Source organism: Rhizobium pantanalense (assembly GCF_030182525.1).
In the GTDB taxonomy this organism is placed as follows: domain Bacteria; phylum Pseudomonadota; class Alphaproteobacteria; order Rhizobiales; family Rhizobiaceae; genus Rhizobium.
Genome location: NZ_JAQJCH010000011.1, coordinates 72,941 through 93,972, shown reverse-complemented (window position 1 = coordinate 93,972; position 21,032 = coordinate 72,941). Strand labels below are relative to the sequence as shown.

Sequence of the window (21,032 nt, the reverse complement as noted above, 5' to 3'; positions counted from 1 at the left end):
CAACGCCTCAGATCAATTTGCCCGAGGTAGACTCCAGCAACGCCCATGCTTCCTCGCCAAAACGCCCCTTCCAATCGGAGTAGAACGACGAAGCTTGCAGCGTCGCGCGGAACTTGGAAACATCGACGTCGATAAATTCAAGACCCTTGCTCGTCAGCTCTGCCTGGAGTTCGGAATTCAGCTTTTCGACATCAGCGCGTTGCACGATAGCCGAGCGATTGATCTCGGTGACGACAATGTCACGCAAGTCCTCAGGCAGCATCTCGAAGTTGTCCCGATTGGCGAGAATCCAGAAGCCGTCCCACATATGGTTGGTCCGGGAGAGATACTTTTGAACCTCGTACATCTTGGCAAAGTAAATGCCAGCGAGCGGGTTTTCGAGACCGTCGGCGACGTGGGTCTGGAGTGCGGAATAAGTTTCGCCCCATGGAATCGACGTCGGCGAGGCGCCGAGAGACTTGAAAAGCGATGTCCAGAGCGGCGCAGGAGGGACGCGGATCTTGAAGCCCTTGAGGTCCTCGGGCGACTTGATCGGTTTCCCGATCGAGGTCGTCTGCCGAAAGCCGTTGTCCCACATCTTCTCGAAGGCGATCAGGTTGACCTTCTCAAAAGCCGTCCGGATGCTCCGGCCGAGCTCACCATCCACCGACTTCCACACCTGCGCGTAGTCGGGGTAGGCAAATCCTACACCGGTGATGGCCGCCGGCGGGACGAGTGTCGCTGCGATGAGGCCTGTCTGCGCAAGAAGGTCCAGGCCACCTGATCGAAGCTGGCTGAGCATATCAGCATCGGTGCCGAGCTGGCTCGCGGGGAACACTTGAATGCTCACGCGGCCGTCTGTCTGCTGGCTGATCTTGTCGGAAGCCTCGGTCATCCGCGTGTTGAGCGGATGATCAACCGGCATGATGTTGGCGAATTTAAACGAGAATTCAGGCGAACTCGCACGCATGATGCGCGGTGCCGCAAGCGCGGCGGTCATCGCCACGGAACTCATAATAAGGGTACGGCGATTCATTCTGATCATTGGTTCCTCCTCTAACCGTGTTGATCTATGTCGATGTTTTTAGGAGCCTCCAGCGCAGGCGCTCTCCTCGTAAGCGTCCTCAGTTTCGTGCAGGTTGCTTAGACCTTGGACTGATGTCGCTGAAGCCGGAAGCCTCCCGCTGTGCGGCTGGACGTAAATTAGGCGCTTGCGCCAAACGTCCGCAAATGAATTGCCTCCGGCCAATGGTGAGTTGAACTCAGGCGAGTTCGGCGTGACCCGCGATGGAGGCAAAGTTTTTCTAGGAGAACGCGCCAGGCAACATGAATCCAGGTCACATGTTTTTTGCGCAAACTCTTTTGATGTGGAGGAAGCCGCCATGCTAACCGCTTTGCATGCGAGCATGGCACTCCGGTGGGATGTGCCGGCCTATGACGTGCCAGTATCGCGGAGGAGACCGGAATTGCACCAAGCTTTAGAAACAAAGCCGAGCCCGGCACGAGGACCGGGAAAACAAACAATCGGTTTTATCGGTCTCGGCTCGATGGGATTGCCGATGGCGTCGCATCTCCTAAAAAGCGGCTTCAGGGTCAAGGGGTTTGACATCTCGGAGAATGCTCTAAGAAGCTTCGCTGACAGTGGCGGGACTGCCTATCCAGACGCTACGGAAGCGGCCAGCGAGACCGACGTCTTGATGTTGATGGTAGTCAACATCGACCAGGCGCACCAAGCCCTCTTCGAACGGGGCGCCCTGGCAAATTCAACCAGGGCCAGCGTCGTCGTCCTGATGTCAACATGCCCTCCCGGCGAGGTTGAACAGCTCGCCGAGGCCGTTATTGCTCGCGGTCACCGGTTTCTGGATGCGCCTGTTTCCGGCGGCGTCGCCGGAGCGCGCGACGCGTCGCTCTCCATCATGGTGGCTGGCGACAGGCAAACCTATGAGATGAGCCGCAATCTTTTCGACGTGCTCGGCTCCAAGATCTATTATCTCGGAGAGCGGCCTGGCCAGGCATCGGTTGCCAAAGCAGTCAACCAGTTGCTGTGCGGCGTACACTTGGCGGCAGCGGCTGAGGCGCTGTCGCTCGCCGAAAGGGCTGGCCTCGACACCTCAACGGTACTCGAGATCGTGTCCGGCTCGGCGGCCGCCAGCTGGATGCTCAACGATCGTGGCCAGCGGATGCTTCTGGAAGACCCTGAGGTAACGAGCGCGGTAGACATTTTTGTGAAAGATCTCGGTATCGTGCTTGCCGCCGGCTCCTCTGCCAGGGCCGCCCTGCCGCTCGCCTCCGTTGCGCATCAGTTCTTCCTTGCCGCGTCTGGGCAGGGGTCAGGCTCGGCAGATGACAGTCAGGTCATTCGTGCGTATCGGGGAATGACCGCGGGCCAGAAGGAGGCAAAGAAGTGAGTGCCGAGATCAAAAGCAATTACGCGCGACTGTCCGGCATCACCATGCACTACCTGACCGCAGGATCCGGTGAGCCGCTGGTTCTCCTTCACGGGGTGCCGCAGAGTTCGCACGAATGGCGGCACGTGATCCCCTTCCTCGCGGACACGTACGCGATCATCGCGCCGGACCTGCGGGGCCTCGGCGACACTTCCCGGCCCGCCGATGGGTACGACAAGAAAACGATTGCCGAGGACGTGTGGGAGCTTCTTTCTGAACATCTGAAGATCGATCGCTTCAATCTTGTGGGACACGACTGGGGCGGCCCGGTGGCGTTTGCCCTGGCCGCGCAGCACCGGGGGGCTGTTAGCAAGCTCGCGATCCTGGACGTTACCATTCCTGGCGATGGAGCGGACATGTCGCAAGGCGGCCGCCGTTGGCACCACCCTTTCTTCAGGACGCCGGATTTGCCGGAAGCGATGTTCGGCGGTCGCGAGCATATCTATCTGGAATGGTTGTTTGACAATTACGGCAGCCGGGCAAACGTGCTATCTCAGGAAGACAAGAATGAGTATTTCCGTACCTACCTGAAACCGGGTGGCCTGCGCACACTTCTCGCCTATTATCGGGGCTTTCCAACCGACGTCAAAGACAACGAGTTATTCCTCGAGAGGGATGGCAAGCTCGAAATGCCGGTCCTCGCCCTGGGCGGAGACAGTGGTTTTGGCCGCGGCATGGAGACGATGGAATCACTGCAGCGGGTGGCAAGTGACGTTCGAGGCGGATTGATCCCGGGCTCGGGTCACTGGGTTGCGGAAGAAGCTCCCGAATTCATAGCGAACGAACTCGGGAAATTCTTCGGCTAAACCACTGCCTGACGTCGGGGATGCGCGTCTGATCCGCCAGTCGCGCATCACCGACCCTGATTGCGCATAACTCACCTCCCGCCGACGTCGATCTCACTCGCAGAAACCGCGTCGCCAGCCAGGGTCTCTTCGATCCAACGTTTGAACAGAGCGATCTTTGGCGTTCTTGCCCTGGACCGTAAGTACACGAGACTATGGCAATTGATGCTGGGGCCTTCCAGGCCAAACGGCGCAACGAGCCTCCCGCTTTTCAGATCTTGCCGGACGAGTATGAGGCTTTCCAGGCAAACGCCAAGTCCATCCGCGGCCGCATTGATGGACATGAAAGATCTATCGAAACGCAGCCCCCGATCCATGTTGAGCCTCACACCGTGGTCGTCGGCCCAATCCTGCCAGCGATAGAGGTTCACTTCGGAGTGGATGAGCGGAAATCTGGCGAGATCCTGCGGTGAGCGTATTCCGTTTGCGCCCTCGACCAACGATGGGGCGCACAGGACCACTATTGGCTCGGGCGGGAAGGGCTCGACGGCGATGCCAACCTCCACGGGCTGCGTTCCGTAGCGGATGTCTATATCGACGTTGCCGGTCCTGAGCTCGGCCGGGTCACCAGAAGCGTGCAGTCGAAGATCGATCTCCGGATAGCGGGCGCTAAACCGGGCGAGGCGAGGCATGAGCCACTGCGAAGCGAGACTGACAACCGAATGGATATTCAGAATGTCACTTTTGCCCTTCTTCGTGAAATTGCGAGTGGCGCTCTCGATCCTTCGAAAGGAGGCGCTGATCTCTTCAGCGTAAGCCCTTCCCGCGTCAGTCAGCATGATTGAACGCCCGGAGCGATGAAATAAAGCAATTCCGAGCTCCGAATCCAGCGCGGCCATTTGATGGCTCACGGCCGAGGGGCTGATGCTTAGTTCCTCGGCGGCTTTTCCAAAAGATCCAAGACGTGCGACAGCTTCCAACACCTGTAGCGATCGCAGCGAAGGAAACTCCAACGCGCTCATCACCCCTCCTCCCCGTTTATGCGTGCCTCGCCACCTTTCCTACTTGAGACATTCAGCACGCTGGAGGACGCCCTTCCTCTATATTCCATGAGGAAATTTAACGCAAATGATGCATTTGTTGAGATGCATTCATGCATTGACCGATGGAATTCGCTTGTCCGGATGAAGCGTTTTTAACACTTTGCCCTTCGGAACGGCCTTTGCGCCGTTCTTTGCTAAGGGAGGAATGCATGGCTGAACGGGTGATCTCCGTGTCCGGCGCGCCGTACGACGGGCATAGCAGAGAGGCCGCACTGGAGAGCGCGGCAACCCTCGGGTTCACCCATTTCGAGCCGGCCTTTATCGTTGGATATACAGAACCCTTCGATGAGACCGCCTTCACACCTTCCGAGATGAACAGTTGGCGCAGCGCGCTTAGGTCTTCGGGGCTCTCGTGTCATGCAATGTCGTCGCACATCGACCTCGGTTTCGAAGATTCGGTCGAAGTGTTCACGGGCCGCATGGCATTCGCCGCGGCGATTGGAGCCAAGGTTATTGCCACCAACGCGGCCGCCCGACAAAGAGAGGCAACATTCCGTCGCAACGTCGAAACCATACTGAGAAGAGCGGAAGCCTTTGATATCATCGTTGGCCTGGAAAACCCAGGAGACGGCAGCGATAGCCTGATCAACACCGCGCGGGACGGTATTTCCCTTGTTGAGGAATTCGGATCGCCCTTTCTAAAGCTAAATTACGACGCTGCAAACACGGCGTCACATCGACCGGACATGGACGATCTCGCAGGTGATGGAATCCTGGCGCTGCCGGAATCGGCGCACGCCCATATCAAGGATGTCCGTGAAACCGACGAAGGTTGGTTTTTCTGCGATATCGGCGACGGCAAGGTCGGGTGCGAGCGCCTCCTGGCTGCAATCGCAAAGCTCGACAGCCTCCCGGTCAGTATTGAACTTCCCTTGAGACTGCATCGCAATCGGCAGGCGCAGCCCGTTCGCCGCCAAGATCCCGTGCCGCTGTCAACGATCGAGGACTCGCTGGCTCGGTCGCTCAAGGTCGTCCGGCGAGCGCTCAACCACAATCAATGACCGTGTCTGGAGGAGGACGCAGTGCAACGTTTTGTAAACAACCGCGATGAGGTCGTGGAAGATACCATCAGGGGCTTTGTGAAGGCACACCGAGACATCGTGCGCCTCGCCGAAAACCAACGCGTGGTGACGGCGATTGACCGGCCCGCGCAAGGAAAAGTGGGTGTCGTAACTGGAGGTGGCTCCGGACACGAGCCTGCCTTCATTGGCTATATAGGCCGCAACATGCTCGACGCGGTCGCGGTCGGCGAGCTGTTTTCGTCGCCAACGGCAAAGAGCTTTCATGATGCCATACGCGAAGCGAATGGTGGAAACGGCGTCGTTGTCCTCTACGGAAATTATGCCGGAGACAACATGAACGTGAAAATGGCGATGAAACTCGCCGCGAAGGACGGCATCGAGGTTGCCACGGTGGTTGCGAACGATGACGTGTGCTCCGCCTCCGCCGAGGAGCGGGAGAAGCGCCGAGGCGTTGCCGGAGAGATCTTCATGTGGAAGGTCGGCGGAGCGAAAGCGTCGATGGGCGCCAGCCTATCCGAGGTTCGTGACGCAGCACAGAAGGCCATCGACAATTGCCGCTCGGTCGGTGTCGGATTGGGGCCGTGCACTCTTCCAGCGGTCGGACATCCGAACTTCCAGATCGAGCTTGGCACCATTGAAGTCGGTATCGGCCATCATGGCGAGCCGGGCGTGCGAGTAGAAGCGCTCAAGAGCGCATCAGAGGTCGCCAAGGATATGTGCCAGATCGTGCTGGATGATCATGATCTCGGCTCGGGGACAGAAGTGGCCGTACTGGTATCTGGCCTTGGCGCGACACCGCTGAACGAACTTTACATTCTCTTCGACACCGTCGAGGAGGAAATCTCCGGCCGCGGCCTCAGGATCCACAAAGCGTATGTTGGTAACTACTTCACGTCTCTTGAGATGGTTGGAGCGACTTTGACGGTCATGGCGCTCGATGAAGAGCTAAAGTCGCTACTGGAGGTCGAGGTTCGCTGCGCGGCGACGCTTTAAGGAGGGAACAATGCAAAAAATGAATAACGCGGCAGCCGGAGAAATCGTAGTCTCCATGGCAAGAGCGATCATCGATAACCGCGCCTACCTCAGCGAGATCGACGGCAAGATTGGCGACGGCGATCACGGAATAAATATGGCGAAAGGTTTCGGTTTAGTGGCCGACCGGATACGCGGCAAGGAGCTATCGCTCGCAAAAGCGCTTGAGACCCTCGGAACAGTCCTGATGACCGAGATCGGCGGATCTATGGGTCCGCTTTACGGTGTGATGTTCACCGAGTTTGCCCAGCAGATCGATCAGGTCGACCAGATCGACAACAAGACGTTCAGCCGAATGCTGCATGCTGGCTTGACGGGTATTCAACAAATTGGTTCGGCCAAAGTCGGCGACAAGACATTGCTTGACACGTTGGTGCCTGCTGTTGAAGCTTTTGACAATGCGACATCAGAAGGAAAATCCTTCGACGAGGCATTGGAACTCCTCGTTGCGGCAGCCGAAAGTGGCCGCGATTCGACGGTGAACTTGATCGCGCGGATCGGCCGAGCCAGCAGGCTGGGCGAACGATCGCTCGGCGTGCTGGATGCTGGTGCGACGTCTTGCGCGCTGATCCTCAAGGAGTTGTCTGAGGGAACCCGTAATAGGCTTCAATAGTGTCATCGCTTCTTGAGCGTGATCATAGTGAGAACCGAAGTGATGCCGAGCTTAAGGGGAAGCCAATCCAGAGTGCCGCTCGGTTATTGATGTGAAACGCGCCGCGATAGAAATCCGGCAACAGTCCTCCGTGTGCCGCCCGAGGGTGGACACCCGCTTTCGCGGCCATCCGGGAATCAAATTTAGCGGACAGCTTGGGTCGGCGGCGAACTATGCATTCAGTGTCCGGGCACCATCGCGCTCGCTTGCAGGGTCGGGTTCCGCAAACCGCGAAAGGCACGACTCATCGCAACTTAGGCCGTGCCACGACTGAAGCTGACGCGACATTCGGTCACGCGGCGACGTCCTTCGCTCAGCCAATGACCCGCTAAATCGAAGACACGAGTAATCCGCCTGCGGGCAGCGACGACCTGGCACCAAGCTCGAAAATCGTGCGCTAAACGGTGGCCCAAAACGGAAGCAGGTCAATCCCGCTCTTTAGCGATGGCGTCCTGGCCCGGTTCCGGATCTTCCACGATCAACCCATAAAGGGTCCGCTAGCAAGCTGCGGCCGCGTCGGCTTCGCCTCGCGGTGATCGCGCCCGGACCCCGTGCCTTTTGAGGAGCCATCGTGTTGGTGTGGACGGCCCTCGGCGGCATCCTAGATGCCAGAGAGTGTGTCGTAACTTAAAACATGGAGCCAAAAGTGGATCAGATTGCTCGCATCGGCATGGATACATCGAAGCATGTCTTTCAACTGCATGGGGTAAATTTCGCTGAACAGCCAGTGCTGCGTAAGAAGATGCGGCGCAGGGAAATGCTGGATTTCTTCGAGCGGTGTCCTCCGACAGTGATCGCCATTGAGGCCTGCGGTGCTTCCCATCATTGGGCGCGGTCGCTCAGCGCCTATGGCCATGAAGTTAAACTGATCGCTCCTCAGCTCGTGAAGCCTTACGTCAAGCGCGGAAAGAATGACGCTGCTGATGCGGAGGCGCTGTGCGAGGCGGTCAGCCGGCCCACCATGCGTTTCGTTCCAGCGAAAACCACCGAGCAACAGGCGGCTTTGATGCTTGTCGGAATGCGTGAGCGACTGGTCGTCGCCCAAACACAGCTGGTGAACACCATCCGAGGTTACGCTGCAGAATTTGGGTTAACCGCCGCCAAGGGAGTGAGTCATGTTCCCGTCCTCCTCGAGCGCATCATGATGGATAAGACTGTACCCGCGTTGGCGAAAGATCTGTTTGCATCCCTCGCTCACGAATTCGCAGGTTTGGATGAGCGGAAGAGAGACATCGAGGCGAAGCTTAAAGCCTGGCACAAGGGCAATGAGGCCAGTTGCCGTCTTGCCAAAATCCCCGGAGTCGGACCGATCGGTGCAGTCTTGCTGGTAATGAAGGCGCCGGCACCTCAGCAGTTCGCATCCGGCCGACAGTTTGCAGCCTGGATGGGATTAACGCCCAAAGATCATTCCACAGGCGGCCGGGTCAGGCTTGGTATCATCACCCGAGCCGGCGACGAGATCTTGCGGAGCACTTTAGTTCAGGGCGCCACCGCGGTTCTTCAGCAATTACGCATCGGTCGAGGAAGTAATGCATCACGCTGGCTGACTGAATTGCTGAAGCGCAAACCACCAAAGCTTGTTGCTGTGGCCTTGGCCAACAAAATAGCTCGGATCGCCTGGAAAATGATGGTGACCGGTGAGTCGTATAGAGCACAGGTCTCGGAGGAAGCGATGAGCGCTAGCTAGGAGATCGGTCGGTTACTCAAACGAGCGGAAAGAGACGCCGCCAGGATACTGACCAAGCGAACTTGCAGGAACGAGCAGATGGTATGATCGATCGATCCGAGACGCGTGACACTCCGAAATTCCCCTTGGCAGCTTAAGGTCGCCATCGTGTTTGGAACTCGCGCCGCGGAAACCATCTTGGCCAGCGTCCATGTGCGGGCGCAACGATAGGCCGGACATATGCACGCAAGCGATCCGATCAAATCAGCAAAAAGCTCTTGCAAGTAGGGGCCGTCCACATAAGCGGGAATTGGCCCGCTCCCGTAGGAGCCTCTCAAATGTCGCACGATCTCTCTCTCGCACAGTCCCACGCCCTCCAGCTTTCCCGTGACCTGATGGTCCCGGTCACCCTCTTCGAGGTCGACGGAGAATACGGCGTCCTTCCTTCTGACGAGATCGACGCCGACGACGATCTGGCGATCGTGCACGAGTATACGCCATAGCCGGCTCATTGAGCCGGCGCCGCGTGGGTGCCCCTTGCGAGCGGCAGGCCGCAAGGGGGGCTTCGCCGCGTCCGACGTCAGCTTGCATGATCCGACAATTGCCAGCCGCGCCCTTGCGGTCTTTGCTCTTCGGGGCCTGCCGAAAGGCGTCGGTGAACCGACGGGCAAGGAAGGATTATGGAGGCCGATCGCTGGGCGATCGGAATGAAAAATGAGGAGAAGAGAGATTGAAGCGCTGCGCGATCAGGTCAGTTGTGCGGCAGTGCTTGAGCATGCCGGTTTTGCAATAGACGCGAAGGAAAGCACGCGACGGGCAGTCAAGTTCCGCCGCGGCGGCGAGATCATTATCGTCACCTATGAAGGGCGTGGGTGGTTCGATCCCCTGTCCGACGCGAAAGGCGATGTGTTCCGGCTCGTCGAGCATCTCGATCGGGTCGGTTTTCCCGAAGGTGCAGAACGGGTCGCGGCTCTGGTCGGGTTTCAGATCACGGGGCCGGAGTGGCAGCCCGCGAAAGATGGTCAGAGATCCGACCTCTCTCTTCCCGATCGTTGGCAGTCCCGCAGGCGACCCTGGCCTGGTTCCTCGTCGTGGCGGTACCTCAACGGCGAGCGCTATCTGCCAGCGACCGTGCTGCGAGCGACCGTCAAAGGCGACCTTCTGCGCGAAGGCCCGCAAGGCAGCATGTGGGCGGCGCACCGGGACCAGGCCGGGGTCTTGACCGGCTGGGAAGCGCGGGGTCCGCAATACCGGGGTTTTGCATCCGGAGGAACCAAGGTTCTCTTCCGTCTCGGTTCGGACAGCGCTTCGCGCCTGGCCGTCACGGAAGCGGCGATCGATGCCATGAGCCTCGCGGCGATCGAAGATTTGCGGGAGGGGACGCTTTATCTCAGCACTGGCGGCGGATGGTCGCCGACCACGGAGGCAGCGTTGCGGAAGTTAGCGGCGAAGCCCGCCGTCCAGATGGTAGCGGCGACGGACGCCAATTCGCAGGGCGAGATGTTTGCCGAACGGCTGCGGACGCTTGCCGACGATGCAGGCTGCGACTGGCTTCGACTTCGGCCGTCCGAGGAGGATTGGAACGAAACCCTGAAGATCAGGGAAAAGGAAAAGAGGGAAAGGATGGAAGAAGGAGGCGTGCCGCATGCGCGCCGTCCGCGTCAAGGGAGGCTTCGCCCGGCGGAGCCGGCCCTTGACCCTGACGGCCGCGATGGCGGCGGCAGCCAAGGGGTCATGAAGGACTGAAGAGGAAGGCAAGGTCGATAGGACAGTGCCGCGCTTCGGCCCGAAACCTCCGAAGGAGTGCAGATGAACCCCTACCCCGCAATCCGAAAAGTCTTCCCGGGCGTCGCAAGCCGACCGCAGATGTTCCGCATGTTCGACCGTCATCTCCAGCGGCCCAACCGTTGGGGAGACGACGCAACACCGCTCTATAACGGCGAACGGTTCGAAATCCTGCCGCCGCTCTGGATCTGCGGTTCGATGTTTGCGATGCGCGAGTTCCTGACCGGTTCGGTGACATCAGTGTTCTTCGCACTCCGGATCGATGAGGCGATCCGCTATTTTCACGGCTATTGCGACCTTTCCGACAAAGCGTCCGTCGAGACCATGCGCCTTGCGATTATCGAGCGCGAGAGCCGCCCGGTCCGGGTTTTAACGCGCGCGGAACGCCTTGAGCACATCTGGAGCAGCACGGCGGACGAGCGGCTATGCGGGCGAGCGCTGGCCGGAGGCCTCGCGCGGCAAGCGCACTGTGATGATCTACGGCGGTAAAGACGGCACTGTTCTGAAGCTGCTGGAAGGCCTCAGCGACGACGAGATCGCCGCCAAGCTGCCGGTACAACTGCGCCACCTCCCCTCGCCGATCGCGGCTTGAGAGTTTCTGATTGCATCCGTGCGCGAAGCAATCGCGCCCGGCCCACGATAGCCGCGCAGCCCATGCAGGCGGCCCCTTCCACCCCTTCGGCGTTCCTCGACTGTCGCTTGCGGCGGATCGATGACGCTCGCTCACAAGGAGCTTTCGATGAGCACCGATCCATTCACCCTTGATATGTTTGGTAGCAGCGCTTTGTCATCAGGACTTGGTCTTGGCGTCACGGCGTTCGGCGGTTTTGCCGCCAACGACGACGAGCCCGACCCGACCCCACCCTCTCCTGCGCGGGCTCTGCCGGCGACCAACCGGCCGGTCCAGCGAAAGCAGGGGCAGCGCGCCAACTTCTATCTCGACGATGGCGACCGCGATCTCGCCGCGACCTGGAAGGAGCGAGCACGCATCAATGTCGCGGCCATCCTCACCGCAAACGAAATCGAGAGGCAAAATCTGCCGGCGACTCCGGCCGCCCAGGCGAGGCTGATCCGCTTCACCGGTTTCGGCGCCGGCGAGCTGGCAAACGGCATGTTCCGGCGGCCTGGGGAAACCGACTTCCGCACAGGTTGGGATGATCTCGGCAACTCGCTGGAAACAGTGGTCAGCGAGGGCGAATACGCGTCGCTCGCCCGTTGCACCCAATATGCACACTTCACCCCTGAATTCGTCATTCGGGCAATCTGGATGGGCATTCATCGTCTCGGCTGGCGCGGCGGCCGAGTGTTGGAGCCCGGGATCGGAACAGGCCTGTTTCCGGCGCTGATGCCGAAACAGTATCGCGAACTGAGCTACGTCACCGGCATCGAGCTCGATCCCGTCACGGCCCGCATCGCGAAACTGCTGCAGCCGAAGGCGCGTATCATCAACGGCGATTTCGCGCGCACGGACCTTAATGCGATCTACGATCTTGCCATCGGCAACCCGCCCTTCTCCGATCGCACGGTTCGTTCCGACCGGCAATATCGTTCGCTAGGCCTTCGGCTGCACGATTACTTCATCGCCCGATCGATCGATCTCCTGAAACCGGGCGCCCTGGCCGCTTTCGTCACCAGCGCCGGCACCATGGACAAGGCCGATCGTACTGCCCGCGAACACATTGCCAAGTCCGCAGACCTGATCGCCGCGATCCGATTGCCCGAAGGCAGTTTTCGGCGCGACGCCGGTACCGACGTCGTGGTCGACATTCTTTTCTTCCGCAAGCGCAAAGCAGGCGAGCCGGAAGGCGACGTTTCGTGGCTCGACCTGGAGGACGTCCGGCCGGCTGTCGAGGACGAGGGGGTGATCCGCGTGAACCGATGGTTCGCCCAACATCAGGAGTTCGTGCTCGGCGATCATGCCCTGACTTCCGGCCCGTTCGGGGAGACCTATACGTGCCGGCCACGCGCCGTTGAGGAGCTCGACGCGGCGCTGACGGCAGCCGTCGCGCTTCTTCCCGAAGGCCTTTATAACGGCGAGCCGACCGCCATCGACATCGATCTGGAGGATGAGCTTGCCGAGATCGTCGATCTGCGTCCGGACAATGCCAAGGTGCGCGAAGGCAGCTATTTTGTCGACATCAGACATGGCCTCATGCAGGTCGTCGACGGCGAGCCGGTTCCGGTTCACGTGCGCAAGGCCCGCAGCGGCGAGGGAATCTCGGAAAAGCACGTCCGGATCATTCGCAAACTGATCCCGATCCGCGATGCCGTGCGCGAGGTTCTGAAAGCCCAGGAACTGGACCGTCCGTGGCGCGATCTGCAGGTGCGGCTGCGCATCGCCTGGTCGAGCTTCGTGCGTGATTTCGGCCCGATCAACCACACCACGGTTACGATCGTCGAGGATGAGACGACGGGCGAGGCTCGTGAAACCCATCGCCAGCCCAACCTGCAGCCGTTCCGCGACGATCCTGACTGCTGGCTGGTTGCCTCCATCGAGGACTACGATCTCGAAACCGACACGGCGAGGCCTGGAGCGATTTTTTCCGAACGCGTCATTGCGCCCCCTGCCCCACCGGTCATCACCTCGGCCGCCGATGCCTTGGCCGTCGTCCTCAACGAGCGCGGTCGTGTCGACCTCGACCACATCGCCGAACTCCTGCATCGCGACATCGACGCCGTTCGCGACGAGCTCGGCGATACGATCTTTCGCGACCCCGCCGACGGCTCCTGGCAGACCGCGGACGCCTATCTCTCCGGCGCCGTGCGCACGAAACTCGCCGTCGCAAAAGCCGCGGCCGAGTTGGACCCCGCCTATGAGCGCAATGTCCGGGGGCTTGAGGCAGTACAGCCCGCCGATCTACGCCCCTCGGACATCACCGCTCGACTGGGTGCTCCCTGGATTCCGGCGGCCGATATCGTCGACTTCGTGCAGCAGACTATGGGCGCCGAGATCAGGATCCACCACATGCCGGAGCTCGGCTCTTGGACGGTTGAGGCGCGGCAGCTCGGATGGACAGCGGCCGGCACATCGGAATGGGGCACCGATCGCCGCCACGCCGGCGAGCTGCTTGCCGATGCGCTGAACAGCCGGGTGCCGCAGATCTTCGACATCTTCAAGGATGCGGATGGTGAGCGCCGGGTGCTGAACGTCGTCGATACCGAAGCCGCCCGCGACAAGCTGCAGAAAATCAAGCAAGCCTTCCAGAACTGGGTCTGGACCGATCCCGATCGTACCGACCGGCTGGCGCGGGTCTATAACGACCGCTTCAACAACATCGCGCCCAGGCGCTTCGACGGCTCCCACCTCCAACTCCCCGGCGCCTCTGGCGCCTTTATTCTTTATGGGCACCAGAAGCGTGGCATCTGGCGCATCATCTCGTCGGGAACGACCTATCTCGCGCACGCCGTCGGCGCCGGTAAGACGATGACCATGGCGGCTGCTATCATGGAACAGCGCCGCCTCGGACTGATCGCCAAGGCGATGCTGGTGGTGCCCGGCCATTGCCTGGCGCAGGCGGCGCGCGAATTCCTGGCGCTCTATCCCAACGCCCGCATTCTCGTCGCTGATGAGACCAACTTCACCAAGGACAAGCGCGTTCGCTTCCTCTCCCGCGCCGCAACCGCGACCTGGGATGCTATCATCATCACGCACTCGGCATTTCGGTTCATCGCCGTGCCATCGGCCTTCGAGCAACAGATGATTCAGGACGAGCTGGAGCTCTATGAGGATCTGCTGACCAAGGTCGACAGCGAGGATCGGGTTTCGCGCAAGCGGCTGGAGCGGCTCAAGGAAGGTCTGAAGGAACGGCTGGAGGCGTTGTCGACCCGCAAGGACGATCTGCTGACGATCTCTGAAATCGGCGTGGACCAGATCATCGTCGATGAGGCGCAGGAATTCCGCAAGCTTTCCTTCGCCACCAACATGTCGACGTTGAAAGGCATCGATCCGAACGGCTCGCAGCGTGCCTGGGACCTCTACGTCAAGTCCCGTTTCATCGAGACGAAGAACCCCGGCCGGGCCTTGGTTCTCGCCTCCGGCACGCCGATCACCAATACGCTTGGCGAAATGTTCTCGGTGCAACGGCTGCTCGGTCACGCCGCACTGGCCGAACGCGGCCTGCACGAATTCGACGCCTGGGCCTCGACCTTCGGTGACACCACGACGGAATTGGAAATCCAGCCGTCCGGCAAATACAAGCCCGTCAGCCGCTTTGCCTCCTTCGTCAACGTGCCGGAACTGATCGCCATGTTCCGGTCTTTCGCTGACGTGGTGATGCCCGAGGATCTGCGCGATTACGTCAAGGTGCCTATTATCTCCACCGGCCGGCGGCAAATTCTCACCGCCAAGCCGACGCAGGCTTTCAAGAACTACCAGACCATCCTCGACGCCCGTATCAAGGCGATCGAGATGCGCGAAGGGCCGGCGCAGCCCGGCGATGACATTCTGCTCTCCGTCATCACCGATGGGCGCCATGCCGCCATTGACCTCCGCCTGGTCGATCCCGACAGCGAGAACGAGCCGGAAAACAAGCTCAACCTGCTGGTCCAGAACGCCTTCCGTATTTGGCAGGAGACGTCACAACGGACCTATTTGCGGCCGGACGGCAAGCAGTTCGATCTGCCCGGGGCGGCGCAGATGATCTTTTCCGATCTCGGCACCATCAATGTCGAGAAGACGAGAGGCTTTTCCGCCTATCGATGGATCCGCGACGAACTCGTCCGGATGGGCGTTCCGCCCTCCGAAATCGCCTTCATGCAGGATTACAAGAAGAGCGAGGCGAAACAGCGTCTGTTCGCCGACGTGCGCGCTGGCAAGGTCCGCTTCCTCATCGGCTCTTCCGAAACCATGGGGACCGGCGTCAACGCCCAGCTTCGCCTCAAGGCGCTGCATCATCTGGACGTTCCCTGGCTGCCCTCGCAGATCGAACAGCGCGAGGGCCGGATCGTCCGCCAGGGCAATCAGCATGACGAGGTCGATATCTTCGCCTATGCCACCCAGGGCTCGCTCGACGCTGCTATGTGGCAGAACAACGAGCGCAAGGCCCGCTTCATTGCCGCGGCACTTTCAGGCGATACTTCGATTCGCCGCTTGGAAGACCTCGGCGAAGGAGCCGCCAACCAGTTCGCCATGGCCAAGGCGATCGCGAGCGGTGACGAACGGCTAATGCAGAAGGCGGGGCTCGAGGCCGACATTGCCCGGCTCGAACGGTTGCGCGCCGCTCATGATGACGATCAGTATGCCGTGCGCCGGCAGATCCGTGATGCCGAGCGCGACATCGAGGTTTCGATCCGGCGTATCGGCGAGATTGCCAGGGACATCGAACAGCTCATTCCGACTGCTGGCGATGCCTTCGTGATGGTGGTCAAGGGCGAGACCTATGAGGAGCGTAAGCTTGCCGGCCGGGCGCTGATGAAGGAAATCCTGACCCTCGTCCAGCTTCAACAGGAGGGTGATGTCGCCATTGCTTCGATCGGCGGCTTCGATGTGATCTATTCCGGCGAGCGGTTCGGTAAGGGTGACGGCTATCACTACGCCACCCTCCTCCAGCGTACCGGCGCCACCCAGGAGGTCGATCTTGCCGTCACCGTGACGCCGATCGGCGCGATCTCGCGGCTGGAGCACGCGCTTGCAGGCTTTGATGATGAACAGGCGCGGTATCGGCATCGACTGCATGAAGCCGAGCGGCGTCTTGGCGCCTATCGCTCGCGCGAAGGCGGCGTATTCGCATTTGCAGATGAGCTTACCGACAAGCGCCGGCAGCTTCGAGACGTTGAGGAGGAATTGGCGACTACGGCGCGCGAGGAAGCGGCCGTCAGGCCAGAGGCAGCTTGACCATCGGCCGATTGCGGTCTTTTGGATGCGGTGCAGCATGTGCATAACTGCATTGCACAATAAATGACTTCCGTCTGCTCAAATAATGTTCATACTGCACGCAGCTGATGCACATGGCGGCCTCTCCTCCCAGTGCCGCCGCAGCAGCTGTTCCCCTCTGGAGGTTTATTGACCTTCACACTTCAAGGGCCGCGGTTTCCGCTGGCCCATTTTTTTATTTTCCATCTTATCAAAATCGACGTCCAGTCGCGTGCAAGCCGCCGCTTCTGCCGCCGACACGAGAAGGAAGCAAGGGAGAAAGGAAGGAAGGAAGGAAGGAAGGAAGGAAGGAAGGAAGGAAGGAAGAGGAACCGTCGCAGAGCAGTTCGCCGGTCGCCGCTTCCGCTCAACCGCCGCCTCCGCATCCCGGCCACTCGCCTTCGCAGGGCTGTCAGCCCCGCTCGTCCTTCGCGGCAGCAATGCTCGGCCGCAGTTGCACCCGGCCGCCCGCTCCGCGGTCCGGGAGATGTCTTCGGAAAAATGAAGACGCGAGAAGGACAGGCAGAAGGGCCGTGTCCAAATCCCCGAGAAGGAGCATCCCATGCAACTCATGAAGGTCGATCCGCGTGCGCTGAAGGACAACCCCGACAACACGCGTCAGTCGAAGTCGACGCCGCAGGCCGACGCCTTGCTTCTGGCGACCATCAAGGCTGTAGGCGTTATCCAGCCGCCCGTCATTTTCCCGGAAGCCGGTGGCAACGGCTACGTCATTGAAGCGGGTCACCGGCGCACACGCATGGCGGTCGCCGCCGGTCTCGAGGAAATCGACGTGATCGTCGTCGAGGCGGCCAACGACAATGGCGCCATGCGCTCGATGATCGAGAACATCGCGCGTGAGCCGTTGAACCCCGTCGACCAATGGCGCGGCATCGAGCGGCTGGTCGCGCTTGGTTGGAGCGAGGAGGCGATCGCCGTAGCGCTTGCCCTCCCCGTCCGCCAGATCCGCAAGCTCCGTCTGCTCGCCAACGTTCTGCCTTCGATGCTCGACCAGATGGCGAAGGGAGACATGCCGAACGAGCAGCAGCTGAGGACGATCGCCGCTGCCTCGTCCGAGGAGCAGAAAGAGGTCTGGAAAGCCCACAAGCCGAAGAAGGGCGATACGGCAGCCTGGTGGCAGATCGCCAACGGGCTGTCGAAAACCCGCATGTACGCTCGCGATGCAAGCTTCGGCGATGATCTTCGCCTGGCCTACGGTATCGAGTGGTCCGAGGACCTGTTCGGCCCGGCCGATCAGGACAATCGCTACACCACAAATGTCGAGGCGTTCCTCGGCGCCCAGCAGGAGTGGATGGCAAGCAACCTGCCGAAGAAGGGTGCGATCGTCGAGGTCAACAATTGGGGCCAGCCGGACCTGCCGAAGAAGGCTGAACGCGTCTACGGCAAGCCAGGCAAAGGCGATTGCACCGCAATGTACCTCGATCGCGAGGGCAAGGTGCAGAGCGTTCACTACCGGATGCCGGAGGTCAGGAAGTCCGCCGGCCAGACCGGCACCGCGGCCGATGGGACGGAGGAGGCCAGCGACGAGGCGGCGGTCGCCGGAAAGACAAGGCCCGACGTCACGCAGAAGGGCTTTGACATGATCGGTGATTTCCGGACCGATGCGCTGCATGAGGCGCTGGCCCGCGCGCCGATCGAGGACGACATGTTGATGGCTCTCCTGGTCATGGCCTTTGCCGGCACCAATGTCCGGGTCGATTCCGGCGCCAACGACACCATGTTCGGACTGAGGCGGTTCCAACGTCATGCCGCGCGCATCTATTCCGCCGATGGCAGGCTGTCGGTCGATATGGACAGCGTGCGTGTCGCCGCCCGTTCGGTCCTCATCGACGTGCTTTCTTGCCGCCGTGGTATGTCGAACAGCGGCGTCGTCTCGAGGATCGCCGGCGAGGCGATCGGCGCCGAAGGCTTCCTACCGAATATGGGAACAGAGGACTTCCTTCTGTGCCTGTCGCGCCAGGCCCTGGAGACTGCGGCAAAGGAGGCCAACCTCCAGCCCCGGGCGCGGGTCCGCGAAACCCGCGCAGCCCTCGTCGACCACTTCACATCGACTGAGGCAACCTTCGTCCATCCGGCGGCGCTGTTTGCGCCTGACCCGAAGGACATCGCCGATCTCCTGAAACATCGCGATTGCTTCGACGAGGAGAATGCCCCGGTCGAAGAGGCGATGGGCGATATCGGCGGCGATGCGCAGCCGGACGCTCGCAACGACGCCGACGCTTCAGACGCACAGGATCTGGATCACGGGGATCCTGACGCTGATGCGGTGACGACAAATGATGACCCCTCCAGCGACGAGGAAACCGCCTACGCGATCGCGGCGGAATAGCAGACCCTCTTCTCCGCATGATCCTCCGCCGCCGGCCGCCCCGGCGGCGGTTTCGTTTCCACCACCATCAAAACTCAAAGGAGGATGCGCAAATGTCCGCGTCTCTGATCTATGACCTCGCCCCTGTTGGTTCCATCGTCGCCTGGTCGGATGGCACTCCCCGACCGCCCGAGCGTTTCAGCAAGAAGCTCGCCGCCTGGAAGACCCGGAACAGTCAGGGCCGGCTGGTCCGCAAGGAGGGCGAGCGCAGCCTCGGCGCCACGAGCCTGTCGCCCAATTTTACGCTTCACGAGGGCGATCTCGGCGCAAGTGGCGTGATCGCCATCCGCATCCACCGCACCTTCTCGCTCGAGAGCACGCTGACATTCAAAGTGATCGAGCGGCCGCCGCTCGGATCGGTTCGCGTTTTCGATCGCGCCGGCGCCAATGCCGAGCTCGTGCATCTCGCCGTTGATCGGCACGCGGCCGAGGAATGGCTCACCCAGCACGGCTATCCTCATGCCGTTCTCGACGAGGTGACTGAGGATGAGATTGCTGCCGATCACATGGAAGGGAGGGCTGCGGCATGAACCCGGCACACACGCCCCAAATTGAGGCCTCCACCCCTGAAGATTTAGGGGTGGAATTCGCCAGAGCCGCCGACGACATGGCTGTCGCGCGGATCGGCGATCTCGTCTTCGCAATGGTTCCTGCCGGTGGCGGGCAATATTTGCTCGCCAGTGCATGGCGCGTGTCGCGGCCGCTTGCCGCGCTGAAGCGCGATGATTTCTATTCCCACCATGGCGCGGTCGCCGACGAAGCGGCGTTTCGCGACCGTATGATCGAACAGGCGGAACACAGCCGCGAGTTGGGGTTGCTTTCCCGACAGAGCGTGCGAATGACCTGCAGCACGCCTTGGGGTGCGTCGCAGAGCCCACCGTCTACGCCGACGGCATCGTCTCCCACACAACGGCTGGCCATGGCGGCTTCCAACTCTCCTCTGCTCGCAACGCCAGGGTCCATCCGATGCTGAGGGCAGACGGCGGCTGGTACGAGGAGGATGCCGCGTGGGCGGTCGTCGCCCTGACCTTTCCGGACCTGTTCACGGCCTACGAACGCAAGTGCTCGGACAAGACGATCCGCGACAGTTGGCCGGATGTCTGGGAGGCGATCTCCGGTCGCCCCCTTGCACCCGGCGAGTGCTACGAGAAGGATGCCCGAGCCTTCGCGCGGCAGCACGCTGGCGACTGGATCGTCATCTCGGCGCTACGGTCAGACCATAACGCCGGCATGACCGAGGTGATCGCCACGATCGGCGGCAAGCGCGGCGAGCGCGTGAAAGAGCGTCGCTTCCTGGTGCCGAGCGATGAGTATGCAATCGGTCGCTTCGGCTTTGTCATCGATGAGGCGAGGCATGCCGTCTATGACGGACCCTCCAGCTTCGCAGTTTGGCGTGGGAGGGCGTCGTAATGGCCAGTTCCGAACGACAGGCCGGCTCGCTTGCCAGAATGGAAGCGGCGCGGCGAAAGACACAGCACCAGCTCGCTCTCATCGAGCGGCAGATTACGCGCCGCATGACAGCGCTCATTCCGCAGCTTGGCCGACGTCAGGCTGGCTTTCGCCGGGGCAAGCCGCCGGAGCCGGGCGCCTTCCTCGAACGCTACCGCGCGAACCTGGCAGCTCTGACGGCCGAGCGCCAGCCCGAGCTCGACGCGCTTACCCGAAAACTTGCCCGGCAGGACGCGGCAATCACGGCATTTCGGGTGCGAGTAGAATCCGATCCACCCGTCGCAACCGCCCGGAGAGCGTCGCCATGAGCACGATCGGAGAACTGGAGCGAAAAGCCGGTATCGGCACATCGCCAGCCGAGAGAACCGCATTCTGGCGCCAGTTCCATCACCTCGAGGGCGAAGCCTGCGTCAACGCGGGGGTTGCGGAACTCAGGCGCCTGATCGCGGCCAGGGAAGCAGTGTCCGAGGCCTCGCCAAAGACGCGTGTTGCCCGTTTTCGCCATGAAGTAATGCCGCCCCTGACGGCGGATCAGCAAGCGGCGCTTCAGGCTTATGCCGCCAAGCATGGCCGCCGCTGGAAATCGATCCTCAGCAATGCGTGGATGGGCGGTCCGCCGCATGATGACGGCGGTCTGCTGCGGGGCCTTCGCAACTCGCACGGTCCGAGCTGGCTGCAATCCTACCGGTTGCCCAAGCCGCCCGAGCGGTAGGCGAGCATTCACGCCCGCGTGGGGAAGACGGAGTTTGCGGGGGAGCCTCCAGTTTCGTTTCGAGGACGTCGTCTCCCTCTCCACGCCGGCTTGCCCTTCGGTTTTGCTGCGGTCTGAACCGGCGGCCGTGCGCTTCAAGGCCGCTGTCGCGCCGCGGTGCGGC

At 61.1% G+C, this 21,032-nt stretch carries 15 protein-coding genes and 2 pseudogenes; 15 read left to right on the top strand and 2 right to left on the bottom strand.

The genetic code is table 11. The annotated features are described in order from the left end of the window. Window positions 1-7 precede the first annotated feature (7 nt). Entirely contained in the window at window positions 8-1,024 is a 1,017-nt protein-coding gene (locus PH558_RS26065) for a TRAP transporter substrate-binding protein (protein ID WP_179613261.1), read from the bottom strand. A 394-nt stretch (window positions 1,025-1,418) separates the two neighbouring features. On the opposite strand from PH558_RS26065, the gene PH558_RS26060 reads away from it, so the two are divergent. Together PH558_RS26060 and PH558_RS26055 are read left to right on the top strand one after the other, a co-directional pair. Beyond that, window positions 1,419-2,387, top strand: coding sequence for an NAD(P)-dependent oxidoreductase (locus PH558_RS26060; RefSeq protein WP_285166304.1), 969 nt, complete (start codon window positions 1,419-1,421; stop codon window positions 2,385-2,387). Then, complete coding sequence (locus PH558_RS26055; protein ID WP_179613259.1) at window positions 2,384-3,232, top strand: alpha/beta fold hydrolase; 849 nt, start codon at window positions 2,384-2,386, stop codon at window positions 3,230-3,232. Before PH558_RS26060 ends, PH558_RS26055 begins: the two co-directional genes overlap by 4 nt. Before the next feature lie 71 nt (window positions 3,233-3,303). On the opposite strand, the gene PH558_RS26050 is transcribed toward PH558_RS26055, so the two are convergent. After that, window positions 3,304-4,233, bottom strand: coding sequence for a LysR substrate-binding domain-containing protein (locus PH558_RS26050; RefSeq protein ID WP_004130046.1), 930 nt, complete (start codon window positions 4,231-4,233; stop codon window positions 3,304-3,306). Between the two features lie 230 nt (window positions 4,234-4,463). Between PH558_RS26050 and PH558_RS26045 the strand changes: the two genes are divergently transcribed. From PH558_RS26045 to PH558_RS25985, 13 genes and pseudogenes are all read left to right on the top strand, one after another. Next, the gene (locus tag PH558_RS26045; protein WP_179613258.1) at window positions 4,464-5,315 is read left to right on the top strand and encodes a sugar phosphate isomerase/epimerase family protein; all 852 of its coding nucleotides are present in this window, start codon (window positions 4,464-4,466) and stop codon (window positions 5,313-5,315) included. Between the two features lie 21 nt (window positions 5,316-5,336). Continuing rightward, a complete protein-coding gene (locus PH558_RS26040) occupies window positions 5,337-6,329 on the top strand; it encodes a dihydroxyacetone kinase subunit DhaK (protein WP_179613257.1) in 993 nt (330 codons plus the stop codon). Window positions 6,330-6,339: 10 nt separating this feature from the next. Next, on the top strand, window positions 6,340-6,981 hold the full coding sequence (gene dhaL, locus PH558_RS26035) for a dihydroxyacetone kinase subunit DhaL (protein WP_013984746.1): 642 nt from the start codon (window positions 6,340-6,342) through the stop codon (window positions 6,979-6,981). 685 nt (window positions 6,982-7,666) lie between these two features. After that, complete coding sequence (locus PH558_RS26030; protein WP_179613256.1) at window positions 7,667-8,707, top strand: IS110 family RNA-guided transposase; 1,041 nt, start codon at window positions 7,667-7,669, stop codon at window positions 8,705-8,707. Between the two features lie 317 nt (window positions 8,708-9,024). Further along, complete coding sequence (locus PH558_RS26025) at window positions 9,025-9,189, top strand: hypothetical protein (RefSeq protein ID WP_179613255.1); 165 nt, start codon at window positions 9,025-9,027, stop codon at window positions 9,187-9,189. A 211-nt stretch (window positions 9,190-9,400) separates the two neighbouring features. Next, window positions 9,401-10,432, top strand: coding sequence for a DUF3991 and toprim domain-containing protein (locus PH558_RS26020; RefSeq protein WP_285207395.1), 1,032 nt, complete (start codon window positions 9,401-9,403; stop codon window positions 10,430-10,432). A gap of 63 nt (window positions 10,433-10,495) precedes the next feature. Further along, window positions 10,496-11,063 (top strand): annotated as a pseudogene (locus tag PH558_RS26015) (DUF1419 domain-containing protein). 147 nt (window positions 11,064-11,210) lie between these two features. Next, entirely contained in the window at window positions 11,211-16,304 is a 5,094-nt protein-coding gene (locus PH558_RS26010; protein ID WP_179613253.1) for a DEAD/DEAH box helicase family protein, read from the top strand. A gap of 580 nt (window positions 16,305-16,884) precedes the next feature. After that, entirely contained in the window at window positions 16,885-18,669 is a 1,785-nt protein-coding gene (locus tag PH558_RS26005; RefSeq protein ID WP_285207393.1) for a ParB/RepB/Spo0J family partition protein, read from the top strand. 92 nt (window positions 18,670-18,761) lie between these two features. Next, on the top strand, window positions 18,762-19,238 hold the full coding sequence (locus PH558_RS26000; RefSeq protein WP_015341932.1) for a hypothetical protein: 477 nt from the start codon (window positions 18,762-18,764) through the stop codon (window positions 19,236-19,238). Further along, window positions 19,235-20,118: pseudogene (locus PH558_RS25995) on the top strand (DUF7007 domain-containing protein). Before PH558_RS26000 ends, PH558_RS25995 begins: the two are co-directional and overlap by 4 nt. After that, entirely contained in the window at window positions 20,118-20,465 is a 348-nt protein-coding gene (locus tag PH558_RS25990; RefSeq protein ID WP_245425019.1) for a hypothetical protein, read from the top strand. Before PH558_RS25995 ends, PH558_RS25990 begins: the two are co-directional and overlap by 1 nt. Next, window positions 20,462-20,869, top strand: coding sequence for a hypothetical protein (locus PH558_RS25985; RefSeq protein ID WP_028753475.1), 408 nt, complete (start codon window positions 20,462-20,464; stop codon window positions 20,867-20,869). The genes PH558_RS25990 and PH558_RS25985 overlap by 4 nt, the downstream gene beginning before the upstream one ends. Window positions 20,870-21,032 lie beyond the last annotated feature (163 nt).

Excerpts from the sequence above, each read along its gene's own strand:
- PH558_RS26065 (WP_179613261.1), bottom strand. The coding sequence starts at position 1,024 with ATGATCAGAATGAATCGCCGTACCCTTATTATGAGTTCCGTGGCGATG.
- PH558_RS26050 (WP_004130046.1), bottom strand. The coding sequence starts at position 4,233 with ATGAGCGCGTTGGAGTTTCCTTCGCTGCGATCGCTACAGGTGTTGGAA.
- PH558_RS26045 (WP_179613258.1), top strand. The coding sequence starts at position 4,464 with ATGGCTGAACGGGTGATCTCCGTGTCCGGCGCGCCGTACGACGGGCAT.
- dhaL (WP_013984746.1), top strand. The coding sequence starts at position 6,340 with ATGCAAAAAATGAATAACGCGGCAGCCGGAGAAATCGTAGTCTCCATG.
- PH558_RS26025 (WP_179613255.1), top strand. The coding sequence starts at position 9,025 with ATGTCGCACGATCTCTCTCTCGCACAGTCCCACGCCCTCCAGCTTTCC.
- PH558_RS26020 (WP_285207395.1), top strand. The coding sequence starts at position 9,401 with ATGAGGAGAAGAGAGATTGAAGCGCTGCGCGATCAGGTCAGTTGTGCG.
- PH558_RS26010 (WP_179613253.1), top strand. The coding sequence starts at position 11,211 with ATGAGCACCGATCCATTCACCCTTGATATGTTTGGTAGCAGCGCTTTG.
- PH558_RS26005 (WP_285207393.1), top strand. The coding sequence starts at position 16,885 with ATGCAACTCATGAAGGTCGATCCGCGTGCGCTGAAGGACAACCCCGAC.
- PH558_RS26000 (WP_015341932.1), top strand. The coding sequence starts at position 18,762 with ATGTCCGCGTCTCTGATCTATGACCTCGCCCCTGTTGGTTCCATCGTC.
- PH558_RS25990 (WP_245425019.1), top strand. The coding sequence starts at position 20,118 with ATGGCCAGTTCCGAACGACAGGCCGGCTCGCTTGCCAGAATGGAAGCG.
- PH558_RS25985 (WP_028753475.1), top strand. The coding sequence starts at position 20,462 with ATGAGCACGATCGGAGAACTGGAGCGAAAAGCCGGTATCGGCACATCG.